The organism is Roseicyclus salinarum, assembly GCF_029624655.1.
Classification (GTDB): domain Bacteria; phylum Pseudomonadota; class Alphaproteobacteria; order Rhodobacterales; family Rhodobacteraceae; genus Roseibacterium; species Roseibacterium salinarum.
Genome location: NZ_JARRSA010000021.1, coordinates 23425 through 42242, shown reverse-complemented (window position 1 = coordinate 42242; position 18818 = coordinate 23425). Strand labels below are relative to the sequence as shown.

Genomic DNA, 18818 nt, shown 5'->3' with positions numbered 1-18818 from the left:
CCGCGCGGCCGGAAAAATCGAACGAATAGGAATCGACACACGCATGTGCGCTAAAGCAACCATGGAGGAATTCGAAGCCCTCCTGAACGAAAGCTTCGACATCGACACCCCCGACGAGGGATCTGTCGTAAAGGGCAAGGTCATCGCCATCGAGGCGGGACAGGCCATCATCGACGTCGGCTACAAGATGGAAGGCCGCGTCGATCTCAAGGAATTCGCGAATCCCGGCGAAGCGCCGCAGATCGAGATCGGCGATGACGTCGACGTCTACCTGCGCAGCGTCGAGAACGCCCGCGGCGAGGCCGTGATCAGCCACGAGATGGCCAAGCGCGAAGCCGCGTGGGACCGTCTCGAGAAGGCATATGCCGACGAGGAGCGCGTCGAGGGCGCGATCTTCGGCCGCGTCAAGGGTGGCTTCACGGTCGATCTCGGCGGCGCCGTGGCCTTCCTGCCCGGCAGCCAGGTCGACGTGCGCCCCGTGCGCGACGCAGGCCCGCTCATGGGTCTCAAGCAGCCGTTCCAGATCCTCAAGATGGACCGCCGCCGGGGCAACATCGTGGTCTCGCGCCGCGCGATCCTCGAAGAATCCCGCGCCGAGCAGCGCGCCGAGGTCATCGGCAAGCTCAACGAGGGCGACGTCGTGGACGGCGTGGTCAAGAACATCACCGAATACGGCGCCTTCGTCGATCTCGGTGGCGTCGACGGCCTCCTGCACGTCACCGACATGGCATGGCGCCGCGTCAACGACCCCAAGGAGATCCTGTCGATCGGCGAGACCGTCAAGGTCCAGGTCATCAAGGTCAACAAGGACACCCACCGCATCAGCCTCGGCATGAAGCAGCTGCAGGACGATCCGTGGGATGCCGTCGAGGCGAAATTCCCGCTCGGCAGCGTCCATACCGGCCGCGTGACCAACATCACCGACTACGGCGCCTTCGTGGAGCTGGAGCCCGGTGTCGAGGGCCTCGTGCACGTCTCCGAGATGTCGTGGACCAAGAAGAACGTCCATCCCGGCAAGATCGTCTCCACCTCCCAGGAGGTCGAGGTCATGGTGCTCGAGATCGACACCGCCAAGCGTCGCGTCTCGCTGGGCCTCAAGCAGACCATGCGCAACCCCTGGGAAGTCTTCGAAGAGACGCATCCGGTCGGCACGCAGGTCGAGGGCGAGGTCAAGAACATCACCGAATTCGGTCTGTTCGTGGGTCTCGACAACGACATCGACGGCATGGTTCACCTCTCCGACCTGACCTGGGAAGGCCGGGGCGAGGACGTGATCCAGAACTTCCGCAAGGGCGACATCGTCAAGGCGGTCGTCACCGAGGTCGACACCGAGAAGGAGCGTATCTCGCTCTCGATCAAGGCGGTCGAAGGCGACCCCTTCGCCGATGCGATCGACGGCGTGAAGCGCGGCTCGATCATCACCGTCGAGGTGACGGCGATCGAGGATGGCGGGATCGAGGTGGACTACAACGGCATGAAGTCGTTCATCCGCCGCTCCGATCTCAGCCGCGACCGCTCCGAACAGCGCCCCGAGCGCTTCCAGGTCGGCGACAAGCTGGACGTGCGCGTCACCAACGTGGACTCCAAGTCGCGCCGCCTCGGCCTGTCGATCAAGGCCCGCGAGATCGCCGAAGAGAAGGAAGCGGTCGAGCAGTATGGCTCGTCGGCTTCCGGCGCATCGCTGGGCGACATCCTCGGCGCGGCGCTGAAGAAGGACGACGACTAGGGCCGGGGCTTCGGCCCGCCCTGAAGAACGAAGGCCCCGCCGGACCGGCGGGGCCTTTTTCGTCGCGCCCCCCATCTCCGGGGGATGTGCAGCGCGGTCGCGGACCCGCCGGCCCCGCAGCCGCCAGGCCGGCTTCCCGCGCGATGGCAAGGCGCGAAACCCCCTCGTCCCTCAGCCTCACCCAGCCCAGCCCAGCCCGCCCCTGCGGCCCTATCGAGATATTCCTGTTACATGGCCGTGCCAGCATGGACGCGCCGGGCGGTTCAATCCCCAAAGTCCCAGCCGCCCGCGAACGTCCCCCCGGAAGGCCCCGCGCGTCCTGCGCGGGGCCGAAGGCGCCTGGACGGGGCCCGCTCCAGCGTCTGACGGGCCATGAACCCGACATCCCGGTGCGCGCCGCTTGGCCGGACAGCCACGACCTCCCGCCTCGCGCGCGCAGCCTTCCACGCCATCATGTCGCAGAAGGACGGCTTGCCTCGGTGGCGCGCAGACATACCTTCATTTCAGAAATTACTGAAATACCTGCGCGAACAGGATCTTGAGGACCATGACACTGACACCTCTCCAGCAGGAGTTCGTCCTGCACTTCGGCGAGATGGGCAGCCGGTGGGGCATCAACCGCACCGTTGGGCAGATCTATGCCCTGCTGTTTCTCTCCCGCGAGCCGCTGAACGCGGAACAGATCACGGACGCCCTGAGGATCAGCCGGTCGAACACCTCGATGGGCCTGAAGGAGCTTCAGTCCTGGTCCCTCGTGCGCCTGAAGCACTACCCGGGCGACCGCCGCGACTACTTCACCACCCCCGAGGACCTCTGGGAGATCGTGCGCATCCTCGTCGCCGAGCGCAAGAAGCGCGAGATCGATCCGACGCTGTCCAAATTGCGCGAGCTGGAGATGTCCGGCCCCGCCGGCGACGACTACGCCGAGGCCCGCATCGCCGAGCTGCGCGAGTTGATCGAGATGCTCACCGGCTTCTACGCCGAGATGGAGAAACTCGAGACCGAGCGCCTCGTTAAGCTCATGACCATGGGCAGCCGGGTCGCTGGCCTCATCGACAAGGCGGGCGGCGCGCTGCCGTCCTTCGCCAGACGCAAGTAACACGTAGGGGACACGTCACATGGAAGCCCTCGACACCCTCATCCTCAGCCGTATCCAGTTCGCGGCCAACATCTCGTTCCACATCCTGTTCCCGACGATCACCATCGCGCTGGGCTGGGTGCTGTTCTTCTTCCGCGTCCGCTTCGCCCAGACGGGCGACGACAAGTGGATGGCCGCCTACCGCTTCTGGGTGAAGGTCTTCGCCCTCAGCTTCGCCATGGGCGTCGTCTCGGGCATCACCATGTCCTTCCAGTTCGGCACCAACTGGCCGGGCTTCATGGAGACCGTCGGCAACATCGCCGGGCCGCTCCTCGCCTACGAGGTGCTGACCGCCTTCTTCCTCGAGGCCGTCTTCATCGGCATCATGCTGTTCGGCTTCTCCCGCGTGCCGGGCTGGGTGCACATCCTGGCCACCGGCCTCGTCGCCTTCGGAACGACGATGTCGGCCTTCTGGATCATCGTCCTGAACTCGTGGATGCACACCCCGCAGGGCTTCGAGATGATCGACGGCGTCGCCCACGCGACGGACTGGTGGGCGATCGTCTTCAACCCGTCGATGCCCTACCGTTTCGCCCACATGATGCTGGCGAGTTTCCTGACCGTAGGCTTCCTCGTGGCGGGCGTTTCGGCCTTCCGCTGGATCCTCGGCGACCGCTCCCGCGAGGTGCGCTCGATGCTGAAGACCGGTATCGCGATCGCGGCGCTCCTGATCCCGGTGCAGATCTTCATGGGCGACATGCACGGCCTCAACACCAAGGAATACCAGCCGGCCAAGGTCGCCGCGATGGAGGGCCTTTGGGAGACGACCGAAGGCGCGCCGCTCGTGCTGTTCGGCATCCCCGACGAGGCCGCGCGCGAGAACCGGAACGCCATCGAGATCCCGGGCCTCGCCTCCTTCATCCTGACCCATGACTGGAACGGCGAGCTGAAGGGCCTGAACGAGTTCGTCACCGAGGACGGCGAGGTCCTGCACCCGCCCGTGGCGCCCGTCTTCTGGTCCTTCCGCGTCATGGTGGGCACCGGCGTCGCGATGCTGGCGCTCAGCTGGGCCTCGGTCTTCTTCATGTGGCGCCGACGCGCGCTGCACGAGGGCCGCGTGGCGGGCCACCGGCTCGCCGTGGAGGGCCTTCCGAGGCCGCTGGTCTGGGCGCTCGTGCCGATGGCCTTCTCGGGCTGGGTCGCGACGCTCGCGGGCTGGTACACGACCGAGATCGGCCGCCAGCCCTGGCTCGTGCACGGCGTCATGACGACCGAGATGGCGGTGGCCGACGTGCCCGCGCCGATGGTGATGGGCACGCTCGTGACCTACCTCGCGATCTATGCCGCGCTGCTCTTCGCCTATGTCGGCGTCATCGTCTACCTCGCCCGCAAGGCCGCGCGGGGCGACGACGCGCCGATGGAGGACATCACCCATTCCGGCGCCGCCGAGGTCGCCGCCATATCCCCCGCGGAGTGATCCCATGCTGCCCGATTTCGCGAACCCCGCCGACTGGCTGCCCTGGGCCTTCGCCTCGCTCATGGGGCTGTCGATCCTGATCTACGTCATCCTCGACGGCTTCGATCTTGGCGTCGGCATCCTCTTCCCGCTGGCCGAGGCCGAGGAGCGGGACCGCATGATCGGCTCGATCGGGCCGTTCTGGGACGCCAACGAGACCTGGCTCGTGCTTGCCGTGGGGCTTCTCCTCGTGGCCTTCCCCACGGCGCACGGCCTGATCCTCTCCACGCTCTACCTGCCGGTCTTCGTGATGCTCGTGGGCCTGATCCTGCGCGGCGTCGCCTTCGAATTCCGCGCCAAGGCCCGCGACCGCCACAAGCGGCTGTGGAATCGGCTGTTCTTCGCGGGCAGCCTCATGACTGCGCTTGCGCAGGGCTTCATGCTGGGCCTCTACGTCATGGGGCTCGAGACGAGCCTCTCGACCTACGCCTTCGCCACCCTCACCGCGGTCTTCCTCGCGGTCGGCTACAGTTTCATCGGTGCGGCATGGCTCGTGCACAAGACCGAGGGCGCGCTTCAGCTGAAGTCGGTGCGCTGGGCCCGCGAGAGCCTCTGGGGCGTGATCCTCGGCATTGGCGCAGTGTCGCTCGCCACGCCCTTCGTCTCCGACCGGATCTTCGAGAAGTGGTTCGCCTGGCCCGAGGTGCTCTACCTCGCGCCGCTGCCGATGATCTCGGCCGCCCTCGTCGCCGCGCTCTGGATGATGCTGCGGCGGATGCCCTCCTCGGGCGACCGCCTGTCGTGGCTGCCTTTCGCCGCCTCGGCGACCCTCTTCGCGCTGGCCTATCTCGGCATGGCCTACAGCTTCTATCCCTACGTCGTGCCCGACCGTCTGACGATCTACGAGGCGGCCGCCGCGCCCGAGAGCCTCCTGATCATCCTTGTGGGCGCCCTCGTCGTCGTGCCGGTGATCCTCGGCTACTCCGTGCTGGCCTACACGATCTTCCGCGGCAAGGCGACGGCGCTGCGATACGACTGAGGTCGCAGGCGTATTTGAAGAAAGATGAAGGCGAAACGGGGTCGTCTTCATCCTTGCAGGAAAACTCCGGGGGGAGGCCGAAGGCCCGGGGGGCTGGCCCCCCGTCCGTCAGAAGTCGATGCTGACGGACGGCAGGTTCAGGGCGCGCATCAGGTCGCGCAACTCCTGTCTCGCGGCGAGGTTCGACACGTTGAGCCGCTCGACACCCAACTCGCGCAGGTCGAGAAGCGTCATCCCCGTGGGGAACAGCTCGCGGAAGATGACGCGTTCGGAGAAGCCAGGCGCGACCCGGAAGCCGATGCGCTTCGACAGCTCGTCGAGCGCGCGGCCGACCTTGCGCTTGTTGTGCATCTCCTGCGCGCCGAGCCGGTTGCGCACCACGATCCAGTCCATCGCCTTCAGGCCCGCCTTCGCGCGGAGCTGCCGGGCGTGCCAGACCATCTCGGAATAGACGCTGGGGCCCTTGATGGCGTAGCTGTCCGGGTCGATCCGCGCGAGGAGGTCGAAATCGACGAAGCTGTCGTTCATCGGCGTGACCAGCGTGTCGGCGAGGCTGTGGGCGACCTGGCTCAGGCGCGTGTGGCTGCCGGGACAGTCGATCACGATGAAGTCGCAGGCGGCCTCGTGCTCGGCCACGGCCGCCGACAGGCGCCGGTCGTAGATGTTCTCGCCCTCGCCGAGCGTCGCGGGGTCGATGGCGGGAAGCTCCATCGCGACCGGGCAGGCCATGTCCAGGCGCCGCCGCGCGATCGTGTTCTGCCGGTTCTCGACATAGCGTCCGAGGCTGCGCTGGCGCAGGTCGAGGTCGAGCGTGCCCACGACGTGGCCGAGCCGCGACAGCGCGGTCGCGACGTGCATGGCCGTGGTCGACTTGCCCGAGCCGCCCTTTTCGTTTCCCAGAACGATGATGTGTGCCACTGCTGTCGCCCTCGGTTCCGTCGCGCCCTCGTTCACCGGGGCGTGATCCATCGGATCATACGGGAGCGTGGCGGCGGTGTTAACCCCGATAGAGCGCCGGTCGGGCTGAAACGGGAACCGCGGTCCGGGCCCGCAGGGCTTGCCGAAGGATGTCGGTCGTGCCGGGTGGCGTTCCGGTGGTCGTGCCGGGGTCGCATGGCGGCCCGCCTCGGTGTCGCCTCATGAAAAAAACGGCCGGGATCGCCGGCCGTTTCCTGAATGCGCGAAATGCGGGTGGCGCCGGCTCAGAAGCCGAGGCCCTCGTATTTCTTCTTGAACTTCGACACGCGGCCGCCTTGGTCCATGAGGCGGGTGCTGCCGCCCGTCCATGCGGGGTGCACCGTGGGGTCGATGTCGAGCGACAGCGTGTCGCCTTCCGAGCCCCAGGTCGAGCGCATCTGCACCACGTCGCCGTTGGTCATCTTGACGTCGATGACGTGATAGTCGGGATGGATGTTCTTCTTCATCTCTCGCGGCTCCTTCAGGCTTCGGCGGCCGTTTTGGGCTTGTAGGTCGAATCCTCGGCGATCCGGGCGGATTTGCCCCGGCGCGCGCGCAGGTAGTAGAGCTTCGCGCGGCGCACCTTGCCGCGGCGGACCACCTCGATGGAATCGATGTTCGTGGAGTAGAGCGGGAAAACGCGTTCCACGCCTTCGCCGAAGGAGATCTTGCGCACCGTGAAGGATGCGGCGATGCCGCTGCCGTTCTTGCGCGAGATGCACACGCCCTCGTAGTTCTGCACGCGGGTGCGGGTGCCCTCGGTCACCTTGTAGCCCACGCGGATCGTGTCACCGGCCTTGAAGTCCGGAATGTCCTTGGCCAGAGCCTGGATCTGCTCGGCCTCCAGTTGTGCGATCAGGTTCATCCGACCGTCTCCTATCCTGCTCGCGGTTGTCCCGCGAAGGTGTGTCGCGTCCCCAGAGCTCCGGTCTTCGATCCGGGTCCGCCTGTCCGTGCCGGAAGGCGCCCGCCAGAGGTTCGGTCCATCATTGCCGTTCGGTGCCGGACCGCTCGCCCCCTTGGGGCGCCGAAGACGCGCCTTGGGCGAAGCAGAACGGGCCCGGCAGGCCGATTCCGGCCCCGGACAGGGCGCTCTTAAGGGTCTTTCGCGCGGCGATCAACCCTCGGCGTCGGATGGCCCGTCGCCGCGGGCGACATGCGCCGCCCAGAGGTCCGGCCTGCGCGCGCGGGTCAGCCCTTCGGCCTCGGCGCGGCGCCAGCGCGCGATCGCGGCGTGGTTGCCCGACAGCAGCACGTCCGGGATCGCGCGGCCGCGCCAGTCGCGCGGCTGCGTGTACTGGGGATGCTCGAGAAGGCCGTCCGAGAAGCTTTCCTCCTCGGTCGAGGCGGCGTTGCCGAGCACGCCGGGGATCAGGCGCACCGTGGCGTCGAGAACGGCCTGCGCGGCGATCTCGCCGCCGGTCAGGACGAAGTCGCCGAGGCTGATCTCCTCGAGCGCGAAATGGTCGATCACCCGCTGGTCGACGCCCTCGAAGCGGCCGCACAGGAGCGTGACGCCCTCGGCGGCGGCGAAGCGGCGGGCGTGGGCCTGCGTGAAGGGCGCGCCGCGCGGGCTGAGGTAGACGCGCGGCCAGCGCGCGGGATCGCCGGGCGTGCCGGTGGCGGCGAGGTCGAGGGCCCGGCCGAGCACGTCGGCCCGCATCACGAGGCCCGCGCCGCCGCCCGCGGGCGTGTCGTCGACCTGCCGGTGGCGGCCGGTGCCGAAGGTGCGCAGGTCCACCGTCTCGAGCGCCCAGATGCCCTGCTGCAGGGCGCGTCCGGTGAGCGAGGCGCCCAGAACGCCGGGGAAGGTCTCGGGGAAGAGCGTCAGCACCTTGGCGCACCACGCGCCCTTGAGGCGCGGCGGCTCGTCCATCAGCGCGCGCGGCTTGAGGCTGGGCGAGACGGCGAGCCGGCCGTGCGAGCGGCCGGGGGCGGGCTTGGGCGGGTCGGTCGGGCGATCGGACATGGCGCGAGGCTTAGCGGGCGGCCCGGTGGCTGGCAATGGGATCGGGCGCGGGATCTGGGGCCCGACCGCAGGGCCGCCCGCAAGCCGGGGAGGGGGGAAGCGCCGCCTCGGGGCCGCCGGCCCCTCGCCGGCGCTGCTGCCTCCGGCGGGAGTTTCCTGCAAGGATGAAGGAGGGGGTTGTTCCTGCCGATCGCGCGGTTATGTCTCCGCCCCTAAGAGGAGATGCGCGATGACACAGCCGATCCTGTCGATCGACGGGCTGTCCAAGGTCTACGAAGGCGGGTTCGCCGCGCTCGACGACGTGTCGCTCGACATACGCGAGGGTGAGATCCTCGCGCTTCTGGGTCCCAACGGCGCGGGCAAGACCACGCTGATCGGCGCGGTCTGCGGGCTGGTGCAGCCCACGGGCGGGCGCGTCCTGGTGGCGGGGCACGACACGCAGGCGGGATACCGCGCGGCGCGCAGCCTGATCGGGCTGGTGCCGCAGGAGGTGAACCTCGAGCCCTTCGAGAAGGTGATCGCCACGGTGCGCTTCTCGCGCGGGCTGTTCGGCAAGCGGCGCGACGACGCGCTGATCGAGCGGATCCTGCGGCAGCTGTCGCTGTGGGAGAAGCGCGACAGCCCGATCCGGGCGCTGTCGGGCGGCATGAAACGGCGCGTCCTGATCGCCAAGGCGCTGGCGCACGAGCCGCGCATCCTGTTCCTGGACGAGCCGACGGCGGGCGTGGACGTGGAGTTGCGCCGCGACATGTGGGAGGTCGTGCGCGGGCTCAAGGAAGACGGCGTGACGATCATCCTGACGACGCATTACCTCGAGGAGGCCGAGGCGATGGCCGATCGCGTCGGCGTCATCAGCAAGGGGCGCATCCTGCTGGTCGAGGAGAAGGCCGCGCTGATGCGGCGGCTGGGGCGCAAGGAACTGGTGATCGAGCTGCGCGAGCCGGTCGAGGCCGTGCCCGAGGCGCTGGCCGCTCATGGCCTCAGGCCCGCGGGCGACGGGCACAGCCTCGTCTACACCTACGACACGCAGGCCGAGCGCACCGGGATCACGCGGCTTCTGGCCGACATCCAGGCGGCGGGGCTTCATCTGCGCGACGTGGAGACGCGGCAGTCCTCGCTCGAGGAGATCTTCGTCGGTCTCGTCGCCGAAGAGGGAGCGAGCTCATGAACCTGCGCGCCGTCGCCGCGATCTACCGCTTCGAGATGGGGCGGACCTTCCGAACGCTCGGGCAGTCCGTGGTCTCGCCCGTGCTGACGACGTCGCTTTATTTCGTTGTCTTCGGCACCGCCATCGGCAGCCGCATCCAGGAGGTCGAGGGCGTCGATTACGGCGCCTTCATCGTGCCGGGGCTGATCATGCTGACGGTGTTGCAGCAATCGGTCACGAACGCGGCCTTCGGGATCTACTTTCCCAAGTTCATCGGTACGGTCTACGAGCTTCTGTCCGCGCCGGTCTCGTTCCTGGAGGTGACGGCGGGCTACGTGCTGGCGGCGGCGACCAAGGCGCTGACCATCGGGCTGATCATCCTGGCGACGTCGTTCTTCTTCGTGGACCTCACGATCCAGCAGCCGTTCGCGATGGCGCTGTTCCTCGTGCTGACCTGCCTGTCCTTCGCGCTTTTCGGGTTCGTCATCGGGATCTGGGCGCAGAATTTCGAGCAGTTGCAGCTTGTGCCGCTTCTGGTGATCACGCCGCTCGTGTTCCTCGGCGGGGCGTTCTACTCGATCTCGATGCTGCCGGGCGCGTGGCAGACGGTCAGCCTGTTCAACCCGGTGGTCTACCTGATCTCGGGGTTCCGCTGGTCGTTCTTCGGAATGGCGGACGTGCCGGTGGGCTGGTCGCTGGTGGCGATCACGGGGTTCCTGATCCTGTGCCTCGGGGTGGTCGCGTGGATCTTCCGCACAGGCTGGCGCCTGCGCCCCTGAGCGGTCAGGCCAGCGCGATCACGCCAAGCAGGACCAGGAGGAACAGGACCAGCGCGACGATCACGAGGATCTTCACCCCGGTGAGCGCCATGCCCGAGATGCGCCCGAAGCCGAACACCCCGGCGATGGCCGCGATCGCGAGCAGGATGAGGATCAGCGTGAGGATGTCCATTGCAGTCTCCGGCCTATTGGGTCTGCCGAACAAACCTTGCGCCGGCGGGATTTGTTCCCTCCGCTCAGTCGAGCAGGCCCTCGGGAGGATCGATGACGACGCGTTTCGCCGCCAGATCGACCGTTGGCACGATCTCGAGCGTGAAGGGCACGAGGGCCGATCCGTCGAGGCCGGGGCCCCGCACCTCCAGGATATCGCCCGCGCCGTGGTTCAGGACCGCCGCGACCTTGCCCAGAAGCGCGCCGCCGGTGTCGTGGACCTCAAGGCCGATCAGGTCGGCGTGGTAGAATTCGTCGTCGGGAAGCGTGGGCAGCGCGTCGCGCGGCGCATAGAGGCGGGTGCCGCGCAGGGCATCGGCCTCTTCCTTGGTCGAGACGCCTGAGAGCCGGGCCGCCAGGCCGCCCTTCACCAGGCCGGTCAGCCTGACGTCGAAGCTGCGGGCGCCGTCCTCGGTGGTGAGGGGGCCGTAGGTGGCGATGTCCTCGGCGATGGCGCAGAAGCTTTTCAGGCGCACCTCGCCGCGCACCCCGAATGCGCCCGATATGGCGCCCACACAGACCCGTTCAGCCATTCACGATCTCCGCCGGCAACGCAGCGTCCGAAGGCGAGGGACGCTCGACCTCGAGCGCCACCCAGAGCAGGAAGCCGAAGACGCCCGCAAGCGCGATCAGCAGAACCCCCACGAGGCGCGCGGGCCCGTCGCCCGCGATCAGGAACCACAGGCCGACGCCGCCGAGGCCGAGGATCGCGAGGATCATGGCCGCACGCCCCGGCCTCTGCGCCGCGGCGGGGCCACGGAGCGGGTTGGACGGCAGCGGTATGCTGGGCCGGGAACGTGCATGGCGGAGGCAGGGCGAGGCGGGGCGCCGCGGGGCGCCCCGCGTCCCTGGTTACTCGGACTTCTCTTCTGCCGCGGCCTCCTCGGCGGGGGCCTCCTCCGCGGGGGCCTCCTCGGCGGGAGCGTTCGCGGCCTCTGCGGCTGCGGCGGCCTTGGCGGCCTTCTCCTCGGCGCGCTCCTTGGCCTTGGCGCCCGGCACGCCCTTCTTGGCGTTCGCGCGTTCCTTCTTCTCGAGGACGCCCGCGGCCTCGAGGAAGCGGCTCACGCGGTCGGTCGGCTGCGCGCCCTGGTCGAGCCAGTGCTTCACGCGGTCGAGGTCCATCTTGATGCGGTCCTCGCTGTCCTTGGGCAGGAGCGGGTTGTAGGTGCCGAGCTTCTCGATGAAGCGGCCGTCGCGGGGCATCCGGCTGTCGGAGGCCACGATGCGGTAGAAGGGGCGTTTCTTTGCGCCGGCGCGGGCCAGTCGGATCTTCATTGCCATTTGCTGTTCTCCTTTGAATGGCGGGGCGAGGCCTATGGCCTCAGGATTGATGACGCTCGTGGTGACGAATGACCTCGTCGATCACGAAACGCAGGAACTTCTTGGCGAATTCGGGGTCGAGATCGGCCCGCCTCGCCAGGTCTTCAAGCCGCGCGATCTGGGCCGCCTCGCGGTCCGGATCGGACGGGGGAAGGTCGTGCGCGGCCTTGAGCTTGCCCACGGCCTGCGTGTGCTTGAACCGCTCGCCGAGCGTATAGATCAGGATCGCGTCCAGCCGGTCGATGCTTTCGCGGTGGTCCTTCAGAAGGGACGCCGCGCGGGCGCTGTCGTCGCTCATGTCTCGGCCTCGTTCGGGGATGGATGGCGCCAGATCTGCACGGTGCCGATCACGGGGTGGTCATAGTCGCCCTCGAGGGTCGCACCGAGGCGGCGCGCCAGCGCGGCGGAGCGCGCGTTGTCGGGCTTGATGCAGCTGATGACGGTGGGCCAGCCGAGGGTCCGGTAGGCGTAGGACCGCGCGAACAGGGCCGCCTCGTGGGCGATGCCCTTGCCCTCGGCGTTCTCGAACACGCTCCAGGCGATCTCGGGCTCGGGCCAGTCTTCGGGGAACATCGGGCCGACGACGCCGAGGGGCGCGTCGGTCTCGAGGTCGGCCACCATCCACCGGCCGTAGCCGCGCAGGTGCCAGTGGCCGATCAGCCCCGCCATGCGGCCGAACGCGTCCGAGCGGTGCGGAAAGGGGCCGCCCACGCCGACCGACCGGTCCGACGCGCAAAAGGCGTGGTACGCCTCGAAGTCGTCCATCCGGGGCGCGCGATACCGCAGGCGGCCGGCCTCGAAGGTCGGGATAGGGGAGACGGTCCGCGTCATGCCGCCACCTCCGCCGGGGCCGGATGACGCCAGACCTGCACCGGCTCGTCCCGGTGGGGTTGCGCGGCCGCATCGTCTGGCGTGCAGCCCAGCCGCCGGGCCAGCGCCAGCGACCGCGCGTTGCGCGCGTCGATGTAGCTGACGGCGGTCGACCAGCCCAGTCGCCCGTAGGCGTGGCGGCGCAGTTCCGTCACCGCCTCGAAAGCATAGCCGCGGCCCTCGGCGTCCTCGCTCCAGATCGACCAGCCAAGTTCGGGTTCGGGCCAGTCTCCGGGATGCCACGGCCCGGCCGATCCCACGGGCCGTCCCGAGGCATTCTCGACCATGACGAAGGTGCCGTAGCCGCGCAGGTGCCAGTGGCCCGACAGGACCGAGAGCATCCGCCACGCGTGGCCCATGTCCTTGTCCGCGCCGCCGCCGATGAAGCGGGCGCGCGCGGACATGACGAAGGGCGCGTAGGCCTCGAGATCCGCGGCCTCGGGCGCCCGCAGGCGCAGGCGCTCCGTCTCGAGGACGGGCGTATCGGCGAGGTGCGCGGTCATGCGGCCCTCCGGTAGCGCCAGACATGCACGAGGTCCTCGTCCTCCGCGCCCAACCGCGCTTCGGCCTCGGCGTCGCGCCGCGCTCCCAGCCCCTCGGCCAGCCGGTTCGAGGCGGCGTTGCCGGGTTCGACGTAACTCACGAAGGTGTCGAGCAGGGTGAAGCCGAAGTCGCGGGCCGCCGCGCAGGCTTCGGACGCATAGCCTTGCCGCCGATGCGCGCGCAGAAAGGCGTAGCCCAGTTCGGGCTCCCTGTCGGACCATTCCAGACCCAGAAGGACGAAGCCCACCAGAAGGCCGTCGGACTTGCGCTCGACCGTCCAGAGGCCGTGGCCATGAAGCAGCCAGCCCGAGGCGTAGCAGCTGAACTCGGTCCAGGCCTGTTCGTCGCCGTCACCGTCGGCGGCGAAGTCGGCGAGGAACACATGCGTCCAGTCGCCGATGTCCTCGGGACGGGGCGCGCGCAGGCGGAGGCGCCCGGTCTCGATCACCGGAACGAGGGCGCGCTGGCGCCGCGCGGCCTCGGCGGCGTCGCCGGTGGGCGGCAGGGTGCAGCGGGGCGCGATCGTCATGCGGCCCTCCGGTGGCGGAAGACGATGTCGCCGGGCTCGGGGCGCGGGGCCGCTGCGTCCTCGACCGCGCCGAGGCGGCGGGCGACGGCGCGCGAGGCGGCGTTCCCCGCCGAGACGTAGCTGACAAGCGTGTCCGGGCGCAGCGCGTCGAAGGCCCAGTCGCGCAGCGCCGCGGCGCCCTCGGTCGCGAAGCCCTGTCCCTCATGGCCCTCGCACAGCATCCAGCCAAGCTCGGTCTCCGGGAACAGCGGTCCGGCGTTGATGCCCACCTGGCCCGCCGTCTCGCCGGTGTCCCGCCGCTCCAGCATCAGCGCCCCGTGCCCGAACAGCGACCACCCCGCCACGTCGTGGCAGAACATCCCCCAGGCCGCGCGCGTGTCGTGCGGCCCGCCCATGTGGACAGCGCGCGGGCCGGCCATCAGCGCGGCATAGGCGGGGAAATCGCCTTCGCGCATGGGCCGGAGCGTCAGCCGCCCGGTCTGGAGGGTCGGGGCCTGCATGGTCACTTCTTCTTGCCGAAACCGCCGAGGCCCGGGGGCAGGCCGCCCATGCCGCCCATGCCGCCCATGCCCATCTGGCGTGCGGCCTTCTCCATCGCGGCGGGGTCCATGCTGCCGGGGTCCATGTCCTGCAGCGACTGCGGCGTGCCCTTGCCCATCAACGCGCCTAGGCCGCCCTTCAGCAGTCCCTTCTTGCCCATCTTGCCAAGCTTCTTCATCGCGTCGGCCATCTGGCGGTGCATCTTCAGAAGCTTGTTGAGGTCGGACACGTCCTGTCCCGCGCCCGCCGCCACGCGCTTCTTGCGCGAGGCCTGAAGAAGCTGCGGATTGGCGCGCTCCTTCTTCGTCATCGAGTTGATCAGCGCGATCTGCCGCTTGATGACCGTGTCGTCGAAGCCTGCCTCGTCCAGCTGTTTCTGCATCTTGGCCATGCCGGGCATCATGCCCATCATGCCCTGCATCCCGCCCATGCGGATCATCTGCTCGAGCTGCCCCTTCAGGTCGTTCATGTTGAACTGACCCTTCTGGAAACGCTTCATCATGCGCTCGGCCTGTTCGGCCTCCAGCGTCTCCTGCGCGCGCTCCACGAGGCTGACGATGTCGCCCATGCCGAGGATGCGGCCCGCGATGCGCGATGGCTCGAACGTCTCGAGCGCATCCATCTTCTCGCCGAGGCCGACGAAGCGGATCGGCTTGCCGGTGATCGCCCGCATGGAGAGCGCGGCGCCGCCGCGCCCGTCGCCGTCCATCCGCGTCAGCACGACGCCCGAGACGCCGATCTTGTCGTCGAATTCCTCGGCGACGTTGACCGCGTCCTGACCGGTCAGGCCGTCGACCACCAGAAGCGTCTCGCGCGGGTTGGCGACGTCGCGGACCGCGGCGGCCTGGGCGATCAGCTCCTGGTCGATGTGCAGGCGGCCCGCGGTGTCGAGCATGTAGACGTCGTAGCCGCCGAGGCTCGCCTGCGTCTTGGCGCGCTTGGCGATCGTCACGGGGTCCTCGCCCTTCACGATCGGAAGCGTGTCGACGCCGATCTGCTGCCCGAGGATCGCAAGCTGCTCCATCGCGGCGGGCCGGTTGGTGTCGAGCGAGGCCATCAGCACGCGCTTGCCCTCGCGGTCCTTCAACCGCTTGGCGAGCTTGGCGGTCGTCGTCGTCTTGCCCGAGCCCTGAAGGCCGACCATCAGGATCGGCGCGGGCGGGTTGTCGATCTTGAGACGGCCGGGATCCTCGTCGCCGGTCAGGACGTGCACCAGCTCGTCATGGACGATCTTCACGACCTGCTGGCCGGGCGTCACCGATTTCGTGACCGCCGCGCCGGTCGCCTTCTTCTCGACCGCCTTGATGAACTGTCGGGCGACCGGCAGCGAGACGTCGGCCTCCAGCAGCGCCACGCGCACCTCGCGCAGCGCCGTGCGCACGTCGTCCTCGCTCAGCGCGCCCTGCTTGGTGAGCCGGTCGAAGACGCCGCCGAGGCGTTCGGAGAGATTCTCAAACATGGGCTGCGGGCCCCCTATCTCGTCTGTCGTTGCCCCAAAGGTAAGGAGCGATCGGTCGATGCGCCATGCCCAGTGGTCCAAACGGGTCTTGCCCCCGTGGGCGAAACCTCGCTGACGGGGGGCGATCCTGGTCGGGACGCAGGACCGGAAGGCTGGCGCTTTCCGGACATGTTGCGGGGCGGATAGGCGCTTTCGGGCGCCGAGTCAATTCGCGGCGGTCACTCGCACCGCGCCATGACCTCCGCCACGTCGCCCGACAGCATGTCCTGGCCATGCGCCTGAAGCGAGAACGCCCGGCGCAGATCGAGGCTGTCCCACGCCGCCTGGTCGGTCGGCGGCGCGGGGTCTCGCAGCGTGCCGGCCCGCCCGAACAGCGTCAGGGCCATCGGCCCCTCGAACGCGACCCCGGCGACGGTCAGCCCCTCGACGTGGTTGGCGTAGACCCCGATGAGGTCCGCCGTCGGCCCGCCCGCCGTCGTCATCAGCGTCCAGATCGGCCCCGCGATGTCGGTGCCAAGCCGCATCTCGCCGCTGGCGAGCCATGCCGTGGTGCCGCTCTCCTGCCGGATGCTGCGATCGGTGAGGGTGTATTCGGCCTGCCCGTGGATCTCGTCGCCGGGGCGGATGTCGCCCACGCCCTGCGTCACCACCACCGTGAAGTCGAGCGTGCAGGTCTGCGCCCCGGCCATCGCCGGCGCCAGCGCCGCCAGACATGTCGCGCACAACCTCGTTCCCATCGCCGGCGATCCTAGCCGCGAAGACAGCGCCGGAAAAGTGCGACGCGATCGGGCGCGGCCGGGCGCGCGCCCGCGCATCCTTCGCGGGCGGGAAGCGTCCCGGAAGGCTCATTCTTGCCTCTTGCATTTTTGAACAGGAAGATAAAAATCTACCGTGATGTTGTGAGCTGGCGCACGAGGGGCGAATGGACAACTGGGACGAGATCCGCACCGCATATCAGGTGGCCCGGCTGGGCACGGTCTCCGGCGCGGCGGAGGTTCTGGGCGTCCACCATGCGACGGTGATCCGCCACATCGACGCGCTCGAGCAGCAGCTTGGCGCCAAGCTGTTCCAGCGCCACGCGCGCGGCTACACGGCGACGGAGGCGGGGCAGGACCTGCTGTCCGTGGCCTCGGTCGCCTCGGACCAGTTCACGCAGCTTGCCGGGCGCATCAAGGGCCGCGGCGACGAGGTGACGGGCGACCTGATCGTGACCTCGCTGGGCTCGCTCAGCCCGCTTCTGGTGCCGACCATCGCGAAGTTCCAGGACCGCCACCCCGATCTCCGCGTGCGGCTGATCTCGGACGCCCGCCTGTTCCGGCTGGAATACGGCGAGGCGCATGTGGCGATCCGCGCGGGCAAGCTGCCGGACCAGCCCGACAACGTGGTGCAGCCGTTCTTCACGCAGACCCTACGTCTGGTCGCGAGCCGCGCCTACCTCGAGGCGCACGGCCCGCTGAACGACGAGACGCTGGAACATCACCGCTTCATCGGCCCCAACGAGGAGACGCCGCGCGCGCCCTACTACCGCTGGCTGATGGAGACGGTTCCAGACCGCAACGTGGTGTTCCGCGCATCGGACATGCGCGCGGTGAAGGAGGCGGTGATCGCGGGCGTCGGCATCGGATTTCTTGCCGGTTGGGACCAGAACCGGACCGAGGACCTCGTGGACATGCTTCCCACGCTCGAGGAATGGTCGGCGAAGATCTGGCTCGTGACCCACATGGACCTGCACCGCACCGCCAAGGTCCAGAGCTTCGTGCGCCACCTCAAGCAGGAGGTGAAGACCTGGCCGGTCGAACAGTGACCGCAGCGGCCGCCGCGGGCACGGAGGCCGGGCGCGGCCATCTCGCCATGCTTGTCTTCTCGGCGCTTATCGCGGGCAGCTTCTCGCTGGGTGGCCTCGTCGCGAACGAGATCTCGCCCGCCGCGCTGAACGCCGTGCGCTTCGCCATCGCCGCCGCCGCCGTCTATGCCGTGGTCCGCGCCCGTGGCGGCCTGCCGCGCGCCGCGCTTGTCGCGCCGTGGCGCTACCTCGTGCTCGGCGGGCTGTTCGCGGGCTATTTCGTGACGATGTTCGAGGGCCTCAAGACCGCGCCACCGGTCTCGGCCTCGGCTGTCTTCACGCTGACCCCGGTGATGAGCGCGGTCTTCGGCTGGCTCCTGCTGCGGCAGGCGGTCGGCCCGCGCATCGCGCTGGCGCTTGCGCTGGGCGCGGCTGGCGCGGTCTGGGTCATCTTCCGCGCGGATGTCGGCGCGATCCTCGCCTTCGAGATCGGCCCGGGCGAGGCCGTCTTCTTCTGGGGCTGCGTCGCGCACGCCGCCTACACTCCCCTGGTGCGCTTCCTGAACCGGGGCGAGCCGATCCTCGCCTTCACCTTCCTCACGCTCGCGGCCTGCGCGGCGATCCTCCTGGTCTGGGGCGCGGGCGACATCGCGGCGACGGATTGGGCGGGGCTGCCCGCGATCGTCTGGATCACGCTGGGCTATGTCGCGCTGATCGCAAGCTCCACGACGGTGTTCCTCGTGCAATACGCCTCGATGCGGCTGCCGTCGTCAAAGGTCATGGCCTACACCTATCTCACGCCGTCCTGGGTGCTGATCTGGGAATTCGCGCTGGGCCGTCCGGTGCCGCCGGCGGCGGTGCTACTGGGCGTCGCGCTGAGCGTCGGCGCGCTCGCCCTGCTGCTCCGGGAATGACCCCTCGGCCCCGTCCATCGCTCCCGCGAACTCCCGCTCGAGGAAGGCCTCGAACGCGTCGAGGTTGACCGGCTCGAACTGGCCGAAGCCCTGCATCCAGACCGAGACGCGCTTCATCGCGTCGGGCTCCAGCTTGCACCACTTCACGCGGCCGCGTTTCTCCTGGCTGATCAGGCCCGCGGCCGCGAGGATCGAGAGGTGCTTGGAGATCGCGGCCAGCGACATCTCGAAAGGCTCGGCCACGTCGGTCACGGCCATGTCGTCCTCGAGCAGCATGGTCAGGATCGCCCGCCGCGTGGGGTCGGCGAGGGCGGCGAAGGCCGCGTCGAGGCTGGGGGCCGGCTCGGGGATCATGCGCCCGCTTAGCGATGCGGGCGGGCGATCGTCAACCGTTCGGTTGAATATGCGCGGCGCGGCGGAAACGGCCCTCCGCGCCATCCCGGCGACCGCGCGGGTTTTGGGGCGCTGTGGAAAACTGTTCTTGAACAATGGCTTGCCG

Annotated in this window: 24 protein-coding genes; 8 read left to right on the top strand and 16 right to left on the bottom strand. The window is 68.9% G+C overall.

The genetic code is table 11. From position 1 onward, the window contains the following. Positions 1-43 precede the first annotated feature (43 nt). From rpsA to P6F26_RS13855, 4 genes are all read left to right on the top strand, one after another. Positions 44-1726, top strand: coding sequence for a 30S ribosomal protein S1 (rpsA, locus tag P6F26_RS13870; protein WP_278029285.1), 1683 nt, complete (start codon positions 44-46; stop codon positions 1724-1726). A gap of 547 nt (positions 1727-2273) precedes the next feature. Further along, positions 2274-2825, top strand: a complete 552-nt coding sequence (locus P6F26_RS13865; RefSeq protein WP_278029284.1) for a GbsR/MarR family transcriptional regulator — start codon at positions 2274-2276, stop codon at positions 2823-2825. Positions 2826-2844: 19 nt separating this feature from the next. Then, complete coding sequence (locus tag P6F26_RS13860; RefSeq protein ID WP_278029283.1) at positions 2845-4281, top strand: cytochrome ubiquinol oxidase subunit I; 1437 nt, start codon at positions 2845-2847, stop codon at positions 4279-4281. A gap of 4 nt (positions 4282-4285) precedes the next feature. Further along, complete coding sequence (locus P6F26_RS13855) at positions 4286-5299, top strand: cytochrome d ubiquinol oxidase subunit II (RefSeq protein ID WP_278029282.1); 1014 nt, start codon at positions 4286-4288, stop codon at positions 5297-5299. Between the two features lie 108 nt (positions 5300-5407). Here the strand turns inward: P6F26_RS13855 and P6F26_RS13850 are convergent, their stop codons facing one another. The 4 genes from P6F26_RS13850 to trmD all read right to left on the bottom strand — a co-directional run bounded on the left by P6F26_RS13850 (position 5408) and on the right by trmD (position 8225). Then, a complete protein-coding gene (locus tag P6F26_RS13850; protein WP_278029281.1) occupies positions 5408-6217 on the bottom strand; it encodes a division plane positioning ATPase MipZ in 810 nt (269 codons plus the stop codon). Between the two features lie 284 nt (positions 6218-6501). Then, on the bottom strand, positions 6502-6723 hold the full coding sequence (gene rpmE / locus P6F26_RS13845) for a 50S ribosomal protein L31 (protein ID WP_278029280.1): 222 nt from the start codon (positions 6721-6723) through the stop codon (positions 6502-6504). Between the two features lie 14 nt (positions 6724-6737). Next, on the bottom strand, positions 6738-7121 hold the full coding sequence (gene rplS / locus P6F26_RS13840; RefSeq protein WP_278029279.1) for a 50S ribosomal protein L19: 384 nt from the start codon (positions 7119-7121) through the stop codon (positions 6738-6740). A gap of 252 nt (positions 7122-7373) precedes the next feature. Further along, positions 7374-8225 (bottom strand): tRNA (guanosine(37)-N1)-methyltransferase TrmD, encoded by an 852-nt coding sequence (trmD, locus tag P6F26_RS13835; protein ID WP_278029278.1) that lies wholly within the window; start codon positions 8223-8225, stop codon positions 7374-7376. 229 nt (positions 8226-8454) lie between these two features. Here trmD and P6F26_RS13830 point away from each other — a divergent pair, with 229 nt between their 5' ends. Next, positions 8455-9393, top strand: coding sequence for an ABC transporter ATP-binding protein (locus tag P6F26_RS13830; protein ID WP_278029277.1), 939 nt, complete (start codon positions 8455-8457; stop codon positions 9391-9393). Continuing rightward, positions 9390-10151, top strand: coding sequence for an ABC transporter permease (locus P6F26_RS13825; RefSeq protein ID WP_278029276.1), 762 nt, complete (start codon positions 9390-9392; stop codon positions 10149-10151). The genes P6F26_RS13830 and P6F26_RS13825 overlap by 4 nt, the downstream gene beginning before the upstream one ends. Positions 10152-10155: 4 nt before the next feature. On the opposite strand, the gene P6F26_RS13820 is transcribed toward P6F26_RS13825, so the two are convergent. From P6F26_RS13820 to P6F26_RS13770, 11 genes are all read right to left on the bottom strand, one after another. Continuing rightward, the gene (locus P6F26_RS13820; RefSeq protein WP_430736749.1) at positions 10156-10323 is read right to left on the bottom strand and encodes a DUF1328 family protein; all 168 of its coding nucleotides are present in this window, start codon (positions 10321-10323) and stop codon (positions 10156-10158) included. A 64-nt stretch (positions 10324-10387) separates the two neighbouring features. Further along, the gene (gene rimM / locus P6F26_RS13815) at positions 10388-10894 is read right to left on the bottom strand and encodes a ribosome maturation factor RimM (RefSeq protein ID WP_278029275.1); all 507 of its coding nucleotides are present in this window, start codon (positions 10892-10894) and stop codon (positions 10388-10390) included. Beyond that, complete coding sequence (locus tag P6F26_RS13810) at positions 10887-11081, bottom strand: hypothetical protein (protein ID WP_278029274.1); 195 nt, start codon at positions 11079-11081, stop codon at positions 10887-10889. Before P6F26_RS13810 ends, rimM begins: the two co-directional genes overlap by 8 nt. A gap of 132 nt (positions 11082-11213) precedes the next feature. Beyond that, positions 11214-11642 carry a 30S ribosomal protein S16 gene (gene rpsP, locus P6F26_RS13805; RefSeq protein ID WP_278029273.1) on the bottom strand — a complete coding sequence of 143 codons (429 nt, stop codon included), beginning with the start codon at positions 11640-11642 and terminating at the stop codon, positions 11214-11216. Between the two features lie 40 nt (positions 11643-11682). Next, complete coding sequence (locus P6F26_RS13800) at positions 11683-11979, bottom strand: chorismate mutase (RefSeq protein WP_278029272.1); 297 nt, start codon at positions 11977-11979, stop codon at positions 11683-11685. Continuing rightward, complete coding sequence (locus tag P6F26_RS13795; protein ID WP_278029271.1) at positions 11976-12512, bottom strand: GNAT family N-acetyltransferase; 537 nt, start codon at positions 12510-12512, stop codon at positions 11976-11978. Before P6F26_RS13795 ends, P6F26_RS13800 begins: the two co-directional genes overlap by 4 nt. Next, positions 12509-13054, bottom strand: coding sequence for a GNAT family N-acetyltransferase (locus P6F26_RS13790; protein ID WP_278029270.1), 546 nt, complete (start codon positions 13052-13054; stop codon positions 12509-12511). The genes P6F26_RS13795 and P6F26_RS13790 overlap by 4 nt, the downstream gene beginning before the upstream one ends. Continuing rightward, the gene (locus tag P6F26_RS13785; RefSeq protein ID WP_278029269.1) at positions 13051-13623 is read right to left on the bottom strand and encodes a GNAT family N-acetyltransferase; all 573 of its coding nucleotides are present in this window, start codon (positions 13621-13623) and stop codon (positions 13051-13053) included. The genes P6F26_RS13790 and P6F26_RS13785 overlap by 4 nt, the downstream gene beginning before the upstream one ends. Continuing rightward, positions 13620-14123, bottom strand: a complete 504-nt coding sequence (locus P6F26_RS13780) for a GNAT family N-acetyltransferase (protein WP_278029268.1) — start codon at positions 14121-14123, stop codon at positions 13620-13622. The genes P6F26_RS13785 and P6F26_RS13780 overlap by 4 nt, the downstream gene beginning before the upstream one ends. 2 nt (positions 14124-14125) lie before the next feature. Then, a complete protein-coding gene (ffh, locus tag P6F26_RS13775) occupies positions 14126-15622 on the bottom strand; it encodes a signal recognition particle protein (protein ID WP_278029267.1) in 1497 nt (498 codons plus the stop codon). Between the two features lie 218 nt (positions 15623-15840). Beyond that, entirely contained in the window at positions 15841-16359 is a 519-nt protein-coding gene (locus tag P6F26_RS13770; RefSeq protein WP_278029266.1) for a hypothetical protein, read from the bottom strand. A 185-nt stretch (positions 16360-16544) separates the two neighbouring features. On the opposite strand from P6F26_RS13770, the gene P6F26_RS13765 reads away from it, so the two are divergent. Further along, positions 16545-17426: a LysR family transcriptional regulator gene (locus P6F26_RS13765; RefSeq protein WP_278029265.1), complete on the top strand. Its 882-nt coding sequence runs from the start codon at positions 16545-16547 to the stop codon at positions 17424-17426. Then, positions 17423-18319, top strand: a complete 897-nt coding sequence (locus P6F26_RS13760; RefSeq protein WP_278029264.1) for a DMT family transporter — start codon at positions 17423-17425, stop codon at positions 18317-18319. Before P6F26_RS13765 ends, P6F26_RS13760 begins: the two co-directional genes overlap by 4 nt. On the opposite strand, the gene P6F26_RS13755 is transcribed toward P6F26_RS13760, so the two are convergent. Further along, positions 18266-18673: an ArsR/SmtB family transcription factor gene (locus P6F26_RS13755; protein ID WP_278029263.1), complete on the bottom strand. Its 408-nt coding sequence runs from the start codon at positions 18671-18673 to the stop codon at positions 18266-18268. The two genes, P6F26_RS13760 and P6F26_RS13755, sit on opposite strands and share 54 nt — an antisense overlap. Between the last annotated feature and the right edge of the window lie 145 nt (positions 18674-18818).

Excerpts from the sequence above, each read along its gene's own strand:
- rpsA (WP_278029285.1), top strand. The coding sequence starts at position 44 with ATGTGCGCTAAAGCAACCATGGAGGAATTCGAAGCCCTCCTGAACGAA.
- P6F26_RS13865 (WP_278029284.1), top strand. The coding sequence starts at position 2,274 with ATGACACTGACACCTCTCCAGCAGGAGTTCGTCCTGCACTTCGGCGAG.
- P6F26_RS13860 (WP_278029283.1), top strand. The coding sequence starts at position 2,845 with ATGGAAGCCCTCGACACCCTCATCCTCAGCCGTATCCAGTTCGCGGCC.
- P6F26_RS13855 (WP_278029282.1), top strand. The coding sequence starts at position 4,286 with ATGCTGCCCGATTTCGCGAACCCCGCCGACTGGCTGCCCTGGGCCTTC.
- rpmE (WP_278029280.1), bottom strand. The coding sequence starts at position 6,723 with ATGAAGAAGAACATCCATCCCGACTATCACGTCATCGACGTCAAGATG.
- rplS (WP_278029279.1), bottom strand. The coding sequence starts at position 7,121 with ATGAACCTGATCGCACAACTGGAGGCCGAGCAGATCCAGGCTCTGGCC.
- trmD (WP_278029278.1), bottom strand. The coding sequence starts at position 8,225 with ATGTCCGATCGCCCGACCGACCCGCCCAAGCCCGCCCCCGGCCGCTCG.
- P6F26_RS13830 (WP_278029277.1), top strand. The coding sequence starts at position 8,455 with ATGACACAGCCGATCCTGTCGATCGACGGGCTGTCCAAGGTCTACGAA.
- P6F26_RS13825 (WP_278029276.1), top strand. The coding sequence starts at position 9,390 with ATGAACCTGCGCGCCGTCGCCGCGATCTACCGCTTCGAGATGGGGCGG.
- P6F26_RS13820 (WP_430736749.1), bottom strand. The coding sequence starts at position 10,323 with ATGGACATCCTCACGCTGATCCTCATCCTGCTCGCGATCGCGGCCATC.
- rimM (WP_278029275.1), bottom strand. The coding sequence starts at position 10,894 with ATGGCTGAACGGGTCTGTGTGGGCGCCATATCGGGCGCATTCGGGGTG.
- P6F26_RS13810 (WP_278029274.1), bottom strand. The coding sequence starts at position 11,081 with ATGATCCTCGCGATCCTCGGCCTCGGCGGCGTCGGCCTGTGGTTCCTG.
- rpsP (WP_278029273.1), bottom strand. The coding sequence starts at position 11,642 with ATGGCAATGAAGATCCGACTGGCCCGCGCCGGCGCAAAGAAACGCCCC.
- P6F26_RS13800 (WP_278029272.1), bottom strand. The coding sequence starts at position 11,979 with ATGAGCGACGACAGCGCCCGCGCGGCGTCCCTTCTGAAGGACCACCGC.
- P6F26_RS13795 (WP_278029271.1), bottom strand. The coding sequence starts at position 12,512 with ATGACGCGGACCGTCTCCCCTATCCCGACCTTCGAGGCCGGCCGCCTG.
- P6F26_RS13790 (WP_278029270.1), bottom strand. The coding sequence starts at position 13,054 with ATGACCGCGCACCTCGCCGATACGCCCGTCCTCGAGACGGAGCGCCTG.
- P6F26_RS13785 (WP_278029269.1), bottom strand. The coding sequence starts at position 13,623 with ATGACGATCGCGCCCCGCTGCACCCTGCCGCCCACCGGCGACGCCGCC.
- P6F26_RS13780 (WP_278029268.1), bottom strand. The coding sequence starts at position 14,123 with ATGCAGGCCCCGACCCTCCAGACCGGGCGGCTGACGCTCCGGCCCATG.
- ffh (WP_278029267.1), bottom strand. The coding sequence starts at position 15,622 with ATGTTTGAGAATCTCTCCGAACGCCTCGGCGGCGTCTTCGACCGGCTC.
- P6F26_RS13770 (WP_278029266.1), bottom strand. The coding sequence starts at position 16,359 with ATGGGAACGAGGTTGTGCGCGACATGTCTGGCGGCGCTGGCGCCGGCG.
- P6F26_RS13765 (WP_278029265.1), top strand. The coding sequence starts at position 16,545 with ATGGACAACTGGGACGAGATCCGCACCGCATATCAGGTGGCCCGGCTG.
- P6F26_RS13755 (WP_278029263.1), bottom strand. The coding sequence starts at position 18,673 with ATGATCCCCGAGCCGGCCCCCAGCCTCGACGCGGCCTTCGCCGCCCTC.